This is a genomic window from Stenotrophomonas maltophilia complex sp. Om-AH-Sm3, assembly GCF_059337855.1.
In genome coordinates this window covers 1-8,523 of the sequence record NZ_JBYBLQ010000032.1, presented here as the reverse complement: position 1 = coordinate 8,523, position 8,523 = coordinate 1, and the positions used below count along the sequence as shown (strand labels likewise).

7 protein-coding genes and 1 pseudogene are annotated in these 8,523 nt (G+C 65.9%); 5 read left to right on the top strand and 3 right to left on the bottom strand.

The window, feature by feature from the left end; all coding sequences use genetic code 11:
* Positions 1 to 216: 216 nt before the first annotated feature.
* Positions 217 to 1,404, top strand: a complete 1,188-nt coding sequence (locus AC10QF_RS20035) for a mechanosensitive ion channel family protein (protein WP_494542740.1) — start codon at positions 217 to 219, stop codon at positions 1,402 to 1,404.
* A gap of 27 nt (positions 1,405 to 1,431) precedes the next feature.
* On the opposite strand, the gene AC10QF_RS20030 is transcribed toward AC10QF_RS20035, so the two are convergent.
* The 3 genes from AC10QF_RS20030 to typA are packed head-to-tail and all read right to left on the bottom strand — an operon-like array spanning position 1,432 to position 5,422.
* A complete protein-coding gene (locus tag AC10QF_RS20030) occupies positions 1,432 to 3,054 on the bottom strand; it encodes an amidase (protein ID WP_053501053.1) in 1,623 nt (540 codons plus the stop codon).
* Between the two features lie 41 nt (positions 3,055 to 3,095).
* On the bottom strand, positions 3,096 to 3,563 hold the full coding sequence (locus AC10QF_RS20025; protein ID WP_049414692.1) for a DUF2127 domain-containing protein: 468 nt from the start codon (positions 3,561 to 3,563) through the stop codon (positions 3,096 to 3,098).
* A gap of 11 nt (positions 3,564 to 3,574) precedes the next feature.
* Positions 3,575 to 5,422 (bottom strand): translational GTPase TypA, encoded by a 1,848-nt coding sequence (gene typA / locus AC10QF_RS20020; protein WP_005415427.1) that lies wholly within the window; start codon positions 5,420 to 5,422, stop codon positions 3,575 to 3,577.
* A 273-nt stretch (positions 5,423 to 5,695) separates the two neighbouring features.
* Between typA and AC10QF_RS20015 the strand changes: the two genes are divergently transcribed.
* The 4 genes and pseudogenes from AC10QF_RS20015 to AC10QF_RS20000 all read left to right on the top strand — a co-directional run.
* Positions 5,696 to 6,187, top strand: coding sequence for a peptidylprolyl isomerase (locus AC10QF_RS20015; protein WP_005408225.1), 492 nt, complete (start codon positions 5,696 to 5,698; stop codon positions 6,185 to 6,187).
* A 117-nt stretch (positions 6,188 to 6,304) separates the two neighbouring features.
* Positions 6,305 to 7,291: a malate dehydrogenase gene (locus AC10QF_RS20010; protein WP_005415428.1), complete on the top strand. Its 987-nt coding sequence runs from the start codon at positions 6,305 to 6,307 to the stop codon at positions 7,289 to 7,291.
* Between the two features lie 122 nt (positions 7,292 to 7,413).
* Positions 7,414 to 8,028 (top strand): RluA family pseudouridine synthase, encoded by a 615-nt coding sequence (locus tag AC10QF_RS20005; protein ID WP_494542741.1) that lies wholly within the window; start codon positions 7,414 to 7,416, stop codon positions 8,026 to 8,028.
* A 306-nt stretch (positions 8,029 to 8,334) separates the two neighbouring features.
* A pseudogene (locus AC10QF_RS20000) lies at positions 8,335 to 8,523 on the top strand (hypothetical protein); the annotation flags it as partial.

Sequence of the window (8,523 nt, the reverse complement as noted above, 5' to 3'; positions counted from 1 at the left end):
GGCGTGAGCCGCATGGATGCGGCGACCGAGCTTACATGGACGTACTTGCAGCGCCCCCCGCAACCGGACCCACCCCGCCATCCCACAGCAAACCCGCTTCTGCTTCGGCTGTTGCTGTTGCCGTTGCTGTTGCTTCCGCTTCTGGGCAGGTGCAGGGCTGCAAGCCCTGCCGACCAACACCCTCCTTACAAACGACTGACGTGACGCTCATGCGCCATGCGCGAGGCTGTCCACTTGCTTGTCCGACTGGAGGTGGCAACGGTGCACTGGCAGAGCGCACAGGCCTACGCATGGCCGTTGGGTTTGGCCGCATTGGTGGGCGGTATCGGCGCGTGGCTGATCCTGTGGATCTACCATCGGCTGAAAGGGCGTGATCGGCGGCGCGCGCGCATCGGGCGTGTGCTCGGGCTGCCAATGGCCACCGCATGGCCGCTGCTGCTGTTGATCCCTGCATTGCAGGCCACGCCGCTGCAGGATCCCCTTCTGGGCAACCTGCAACGGGTGCTGCATATCGCACTGACCGCCTGCTTCATCTGGTTGCTGGTACGCGCAGTGGCAGCGGGTGAGCGGGCCATCCTGCGCAGCCATCCCATCGATGTCTCCGATAATCTGGAGGCGCGCCGCATCCAGACCCAGACGCGGGTGCTCAGCCGAGTGCTGATGGGCGGCATCATCGTGCTGGGTGCTTCGCTGGTGCTGTTGACCTTTCCCATGGTGCAGAAGATCGGCACCGCGCTGCTGGCCTCGGCGGGCCTCATCGGCCTGGTGGCCGGTATCGCCGCAAAGCCAGTGTTCGGCAACCTGATCGCTGGCCTGCAGATTGCAGTGACCCAGCCGATCCGGCTGGACGATGTGGTGATCGTCGAGGGCGAGTGGGGACGCATCGAGGAGATCGGCAGCAGCTACGTGGTGGTACGCATCTGGGACGAGCGGAGGATGGTGGTGCCGTTGACCTGGTTCATCGAGAACCCCTTCCAGAACTGGACGCGGCGTAGCGCTGACCTGCTCGGCACAGCCTTCCTGTGGCTGGATTATCGTGCCCCGATTGCGGCGATCCGTGCTGAACTGGAGCGCATCTGCCGGGGCGAAGCGTTGTGGGATGGCCGGGTCTGCGTGACCCAGGTGACCGAAACCAGCGAGCGTGCGATCCAGGTGCGCCTGCTGGTGAGTGCGCGCAGCTCCGGCGACGCGTTCGACCTGCGTTGCCTGGTACGCGAGCGCATGCTCGATTTCCTCGCGCGTGAGCATCCGCACTCGCTGCCGCAGCTGCGTGCGCGGCTGCAGCATGCAGACGAGCTGGACATGCCGCGAGGTCCTCGTGCACGCACTGCAGATGTGCGTTCGCCGGGGGCTGAAGACGGTGAGGCGGCAATCGTGCCGATGGAGCCGGAACCCGAACGGTAGCGCCGGCCAGCGGCCGGCACTACCGGATCAAGGCTCGCCGGCGTCGATCAGCGTGTCGGTGCCGAAGTGCGGTGGCCGCCGCGCGCGGGTGCGCTGTTCGTAGGCGTACGCCATTTCGATCAGCTTCGGTTCGCTCCAGGCGGTGCCCATGAACAGCAGGCCGACCGGCAGGCCATCGATCTGGCCCATCGGCACGCTGAGGCTGGGATAGCCGGCGACGGCGGCGGCACTGTAGCTCTCGCCGGGGAAGTCGTCGCCTTCGCTGCGGATCGGCCACGCCACGCCGGTGGTCGGCGCGACCAGGGCGTCGAGCTGGTGGGCGGCGAGGGCCGCATCGATGCCTTCCGGGCCCGCCAACCGGCGCGCATCGCTGCGTGCGCGGATGTAGGCGGGGTCAGCCAGGCCGGCGGTGGCGTCGGCCTCCACCAGCAGTTCCTGGCCGAACAGGCCAAGCTCCTGCTTGCTGTGCGCCTGGTTGAAGGCGATCAATTCGGCCAGGCTGTGCAGGGGAGCGCGGTGGGTGCTGAAGTAACGCTCCAGCCCGGCCTTGAACTCGTACAGCAGTACCTTGCGTTCGGCGTCGGCCCAGGCGCCCTGGTTGGGCAGCTCCACCGGCACCACGACGGCACCGGCCCGACGCAGCTCGGTGGCGGCGTGTTCGATCAGTGGCGGCATGCCGCGGTACTTCAGCAGCGGCGTCTGCAGCAGGCCGATGCGCTTGCCACGCAGTCCCTGCGGATCCAGCCGCGCGGTGTAGTCGTACACCGCACGGCCGGGCATGGTTGCGGTGGCCGGGTCGGCATCATCGCGGCCGGCAATTGCGGTCAGTACGGCCGCAGCGTCGGCGACGCTGCGTGTCATCGGCCCCGCAGTATCCTGGCTGAAGGAAATCGGGATGATGCCATCGCGGCTGACCAGGCCGACGGTCGGCTTGAGGCCGACGATGCCATTGATCGCCGCAGGGCAGACGATGCTGCCGTCGGTTTCGGTGCCGATCGCCACGCTGGCCAGGTTGGCGGCGACCGCTACCGCGCTGCCGCTGCTGGAGCCGCAAGGCGAGTGGCTGAGGCGATAGGGATTGCGGGTCTGGCCGCCGCGCGCGCTCCAGCCGGACACCGAATCGTTGCCGCGGAAATTGGCCCATTCGCTGAGATTGGTCTTGCCCAGCACCACGGCCCCGGCCTCGCGCAGGCGCCGCACCAGATACGCATCGTCAGGGCGGAACCCCTGCAGGGCCAGAGAGCCGGCACTGGTGGCCATCGGCGCAGCGTTGATGTTGTCCTTCAGCAGTACCGGGATGCCGTGCAGCGGGCCACGCAGGCGTCCATCGCGGCGCTCGCGATCGCGCGCCGCGGCTTCCTTCAGGGCATCGGGGTTGAGCTCGATCACCGCGCGCAGGCGGGGCCCGGCCCGATCCAGGGCGGCGATGCGCTGCAGGTAGGCCTGGGTCAGGGTGGTGCTGTCCAGTTCACCGGCGGTCATCCGCGCCTGCAGGTCGGTAACATCGGTTTCAGCGTACGGGAACGGCACGTTGCGGCTCGCAGGTTCGGCCGCATGCGCGCTGGGCGTGGCCGGGCTGCAGCCAGCCGAAAGCAGCGCAGGCAGCGCGGCGAGCAGGCAGGTCAGCAGAGGCGGCAAGGACGGGCGCATGGGGCGGCTTGGTCGGCTCCAATCCCCAGTGTAGCCGGTGCTCAGCGGTGGCGCTTGCGCAGGTCGCGGGCGAGAACGTAGACCACGATCAGGTTGATCGCCAGGATCGTCCACGACGGCCAGCCGGGGTGGCGGATGATCGCAAAGATGTCGAAGGGCAGGTACAGCGAGGCAGTCAGGCAGCCCAGCCAGGAGGCCCAGGCCTTGGCCCGCCACAAGCCCCAGGCTTCGACCAGGTGCAGCAGGCCGTAGCCGATCATCCCCGCCGCGGCCAGGTGGACCGCGTCGGGGCTGATCATATGCAGCAGCGAGGGCAGGGTGCCATGGTCCGGATCCAGGCTGAAACGCCGGATCAGGACCATGATGCCGTGCCGAAGCGGCTGCGGTCCGAGCACTTCCAGCCCGGTGGCGGCCAACAGCGCCAGCAACGCCTTGCTCGCTTCGAGCAGGGCGATGACGTGCAGGCCCGGATGCCGGTGTGGATCCGGGTTGTAGCCGCTCTGGTTCACGGGGTGCAGGCTCAGCCGCCGCGCGAAGCCTTCTTGCGATCGCTTTCGGTCAGGAACTTCTTGCGCAGGCGGATCTCCTTCGGGGTGATCTCGACCAGCTCATCGTCTTCGATGAAGTCCAGGGCCTGTTCCAGCGAGTACTTGATCGCCGGGGTCAGCTGGATCGCATCGTCCTTGCCCGAAGCGCGCATGTTGGTCAGCGGCTTGGTCTTGATCGCGTTGACGGTCAGGTCGTTGTCCTTGGAGTGGATGCCGACCAGCTGACCTTCATACACGTTGTCGCCTTCGGCAGCGAAGAGCTTGCCGCGTTCCTGCAGCGGACCCAGCGAGTAGGCCGGGGTGACACCCGGCGCATTGGCGATCATCACGCCGTTGATGCGCTTGGCGATGGCGCCCTGTTCCTTCGGGCCGTAGTGATCGAACACGTGGAACAGCAGGCCCGAACCCTGGGTCAGGGTCTTGAACTCGTTCTGGAAGCCGATCAGGCCACGGGCCGGGATCTGGTACTCCAGGCGCACGCGGCCCTTGCCGTCCGATTCCATGTTCTTCAACTGGCCCTTGCGGGTGCCCAGCTTTTCCATCACGCCGCCCTGGTGGATTTCTTCGATGTCCACCACCAGCTGCTCGATCGGCTCCATCAGCTGGCCGTCGATTTCCTTGATGATCACTTCCGGGCGCGACACAGCCAGCTCGTAGCCTTCGCGGCGCATGTTCTCGATCAGCACCGACAGGTGCAGTTCGCCACGGCCGGAGACCAGGAACTTGTCGGCGTCTTCCAGCTGCTCGACCTTCAGGGCCACGTTGTGGACCTTTTCACGGTCCAGGCGGTCCTTGATCTGGCGGCTGGTCAGGAACTTGCCACCGGACAGGTCCTTGTTGCCGGCGAACGGCGAATTGTTCACCTGGAAGGTCATCGAGATGGTCGGCTCGTCGACGGTCAGCGCAGGCAGGGCTTCCGGGAAGTCCGGTGCGCAGATGGTGTCGGAGATGGTCAGCTCCTGGATGCCGGAGATGGCCACGATGTCGCCGGCCTCGGCCGAATCCTGCTCGATGCGCTCCAGGCCCATGAAGCCCAGCACCTGCAGCACCTTGCCGTTGCGCTTCTTGCCTTCACGGTCAATGACCGCGACCTGCATGTTCTTCTTCAGGGTGCCGCGCTGGATGCGGCCGATGCCGATCACGCCCACGAAGTTGTTGTAGTCCAGCTGGCTGATGCGCATCTGGAACGGGCCTTCCGGGTCCACTTCCGGCTTCGGCGCGTGCTGCATGATCGCTTCGTACAGCGGGGTCATGTCGCCGTCGCGCACGGTGTCTTCCAGGCCCGCGTAGCCGTTCAGGCCCGAGGCGTAGACGATCGGGAAATCCAGCTGCTCGTTGGTGGCACCGAGCTTGTCGAACAGGTCGAAGACCTGGTCGATCACCCACTCCGGACGGGCGCCCGGACGGTCGACCTTGTTGACCACGACGATCGGCTTGAAGCCCATCGCGAAGGCCTTCTGGGTCACGAAGCGGGTCTGCGGCATCGGGCCGTCCATCGCATCAACCAGGATCAGCACGGTGTCGACCATCGACAGCACGCGCTCGACCTCACCGCCGAAGTCGGCGTGGCCGGGGGTATCGACGATGTTGATCCGGTTCTTGATGCCGGTCTTCTTGTCTTCCCAGGTGATGGCGGTGTTCTTGGCCAGGATGGTGATGCCGCGTTCCTTTTCCTGGTCGTTGCTGTCCATCACGCGCTCGGCGAGGACGGTGCGCTCGGACAGGGTGCCGGACTGCTTCAGCAGCTGGTCGACCAGGGTGGTCTTGCCATGGTCGACGTGGGCGACGATGGCGATGTTGCGAAGATTTTCGATGGACATACGAAAGGGGGGCCAGTCGGCGCCGGATTTGGAAAAAGAAGTCCAACATTATACGTCGAACCTGACGATTCGCGAAAAGGTGGATTTCACGCCGGCCCAGCGGCCCATTCAGCTGGCTGTCCGCCGCTTCGGCCGAGGTCGCCAGGACGGGGCCCCCGGCTCACCTTCCGCTGGCTGAAGGCGGGGGCTCCACCGATGGTCGAAGGCACCGCCGCCACGAGGCAGGTGTAAACTAGGTGGCTAGACGCATTCCCCTTTGCACCAAGGATCTTCATGTCCCTCATCGCCACTTTCGACACCACCCAGGGCCCGATCAAGGTCGAGCTGTTCGCCGACAAGGCGCCGCTGACCGTGGCCAACTTCGTGAACCTGGTCAAGCACGGCTTCTATGACGGCCTGATCTTCCACCGCGTGATCGCCGACTTCATGATCCAGGGCGGCTGCCCGCAGGGTCGTGGCACCGGTGGCCCGGGCTACAAGTTCGAAGACGAGAAGAATGGCGTGAAGCACGAGGTCGGCTCGCTGTCGATGGCCAACGCCGGCCCGAACACCAACGGCAGCCAGTTCTTCATCACCCACATCAAGACCGATTGGCTGGACGGCCGCCACACCGTCTTCGGCAAGGTCCTGGAAGGCCAGGCCATCGTCGATTCGGTCAAGCAGGGCGACGTGATCCATTCGATCACCCTTGAAGGCGACGTCGACGCCGTGCTGGCCGCCCAGGCCGACCGCGTCGCGGAGTGGAACAAGCACCTCGCCGCCTGACCCCCTTCGAAACGGCCACCCACGGGTGGCCGTTTCCCTGTTCCCCGCCGCCTGCCCGGCCTGCGTGGCCATGCCCGCGGCGTCCCATCAAACGCTTGCAAGCAAGAGGAAACCCCCATGAAAGCACCCGTTCGTGTTGCCGTGACCGGCGCCGCCGGCCAGATCGGTTATGCCCTGCTGTTCCGCATCGCCTCCGGCGAAATGCTGGGCAAGGACCAGCCGGTCATCCTGCAGCTGCTGGAACTGCCGGTCGACAAGGCCCAGGCCGCCCTGAAGGGCGTGATGATGGAGCTGGAAGACTGCGCGTTCCCGCTGCTGGCCGGCATGGTTGGCACCGATGACGCCGAAGTCGCGTTCAAGGACGCCGACATCGCCCTGCTGGTCGGCGCACGTCCGCGTGGCCCGGGCATGGAGCGCAAGGACCTGCTGCTGGAAAACGCCAAGATCTTCACCGCCCAGGGCGCGGCGCTGAACAAGGTCGCCAGCCGCGACGTGAAGGTGCTGGTGGTCGGCAACCCGGCCAACACCAACGCCTACATCGCGATGAAGTCGGCCCCGGACCTGAAGCCGGAAAACTTCACCGCCATGCTGCGCCTGGACCACAACCGCGCGCTGAGCCAGCTGTCGGCCAAGCTCGGCAAGCCGGTCGGTGGCATGGAGAAGCTGGTCGTGTGGGGCAACCACAGCCCGACCATGTACCCGGACTACCGTTTCGCCACCGCCGACGGCGCCTCGATCGCCGATGCGATCAACGACCAGGAGTGGAACGCCAACACGTTCATCCCGACCGTCGGCAAGCGCGGCGCGGCGATCATCGAAGCCCGTGGCTCGTCCTCGGCCGCTTCGGCCGCCAATGCCGCCATCGACCACGTGCGTGACTGGGTGCTGGGCAGCAACGGCAAGTGGGTCACGATGGGCGTGCCGTCCGACGGTTCCTACGGCATTCCGGAAGGCGTGATCTTCGGTTTCGCGGTGACCACCGAGAACGGCAAGTACACCCTGGTCAAGGATCTGCCGATCGACGACTTCAGCCAGAAGTACATCGACAAGACCCTGGCCGAGCTGGAAGAAGAGCGCGCCGGCGTCGCCCACCTGCTGGGCTGATGCAGGCGGTACCGGCTCCGGTCGGTACGTCTTGCATCAAGGTAGGTACCGACCGCTGGTCGGTACGCAGAAAACGGGGAGGCTTCGGCTTCCCCGTTTTCATTTGGAATTCCTGGAACCGCATGATCCACCTGCACTACATCGACGACGCGCTGCTGGTGGCTGAAAAGCCCCCCGGCCTGCTGTCCGTGCCCGGCCGCAGCGCCGAGAACCAGGACTGCGTCGTCGTGCGCCTGCAGGCGCTGTACCCGGATGCGTTGACCGTGCACCGCCTGGACCAGGTGACTTCCGGGCTGCTGCTGCATGCGCGTGGCAAGGACATGCAGGCGGCGTTGTCGATGCAGTTCGAGCAGCGCCGGGTTGGCAAACGCTATGAAGCGGTCGTCGAGGGGCTGCTTGAAGGCGATGCCGGCGACGTGGATCTGCCGCTGATCGTGGACTGGCCGAACCGGCCGAAGCAGATGATCGACCATGAGCGCGGCAAGCCGGCGCTGACGCGTTGGCGCGTGCTGGTGCGCGATGTTGAAGCGCGGCGCACGCGCGTGGCGTTGGAACCGATCACCGGCCGCAGCCATCAGTTGCGGTTGCACATGGCCAGTATTGGCCATCCGATTGTTGGCGACGTGCTGTATGACGCGGCACCGGCGCACCGCGTGCATCTGCATGCACGCAGCCTGCGGTTCACGCATCCGCTGACGGGCGAGGCGCTCGCGTTCGAGTCCGCGACTCCGTTCTAGGGATTCGGCAGGGCTTGCAGCCCTGCACCCGCAGAATCAACGTCAATGTCAAAAGCCGGCTATACGTGGGTTGGCGGGACGGTGTCGGAGTGCGGGGCCGCCGCAAGTACGTCCGTGTAGGCTTGGCAGCCGCATCCATGCGGCTGACACCCCGCACTCCGACACCGCCCCACCTTCGACAGGTTCACTCGGCTGTTGGTAACGGTGGCCGTTGTTCCGCGCAGCTGTTGGTAGGTGTCGACCTTGGTCGACACGCTTTTTCTGTCAGATATCGAATGAATCATTCACGCATGGCGTGGATCTACCGTGTCGACCAAGGTCGACACCTACCAGAACAATATGCCGTTCCGACAGATCGCGGAATCTGTCGAAGGCGGGGTGGGTCCGGTGGCGGGAGTGTCCGCGGCATGGATGCCGCGGCCAAGCCCCCATGGACGGGTTTACGGCGTCTCCCGCCACCGGACCCACCCCGCCAACCCTCAGCCATCCAGCATT

What these genes read in the sequence shown, in the direction of transcription:
- AC10QF_RS20035 (WP_494542740.1), top strand. Translation starts at nt 217, where the DNA reads ATGCGCGAGGCTGTCCACTTGCTTGTCCGACTGGAGGTGGCAACGGTG.
- AC10QF_RS20030 (WP_053501053.1), bottom strand. Translation starts at nt 3,054, where the DNA reads ATGCGCCCGTCCTTGCCGCCTCTGCTGACCTGCCTGCTCGCCGCGCTG.
- typA (WP_005415427.1), bottom strand. Translation starts at nt 5,422, where the DNA reads ATGTCCATCGAAAATCTTCGCAACATCGCCATCGTCGCCCACGTCGAC.
- AC10QF_RS20005 (WP_494542741.1), top strand. Translation starts at nt 7,414, where the DNA reads ATGATCCACCTGCACTACATCGACGACGCGCTGCTGGTGGCTGAAAAG.
- AC10QF_RS20010 (WP_005415428.1), top strand. Translation starts at nt 6,305, where the DNA reads ATGAAAGCACCCGTTCGTGTTGCCGTGACCGGCGCCGCCGGCCAGATC.
- AC10QF_RS20015 (WP_005408225.1), top strand. Translation starts at nt 5,696, where the DNA reads ATGTCCCTCATCGCCACTTTCGACACCACCCAGGGCCCGATCAAGGTC.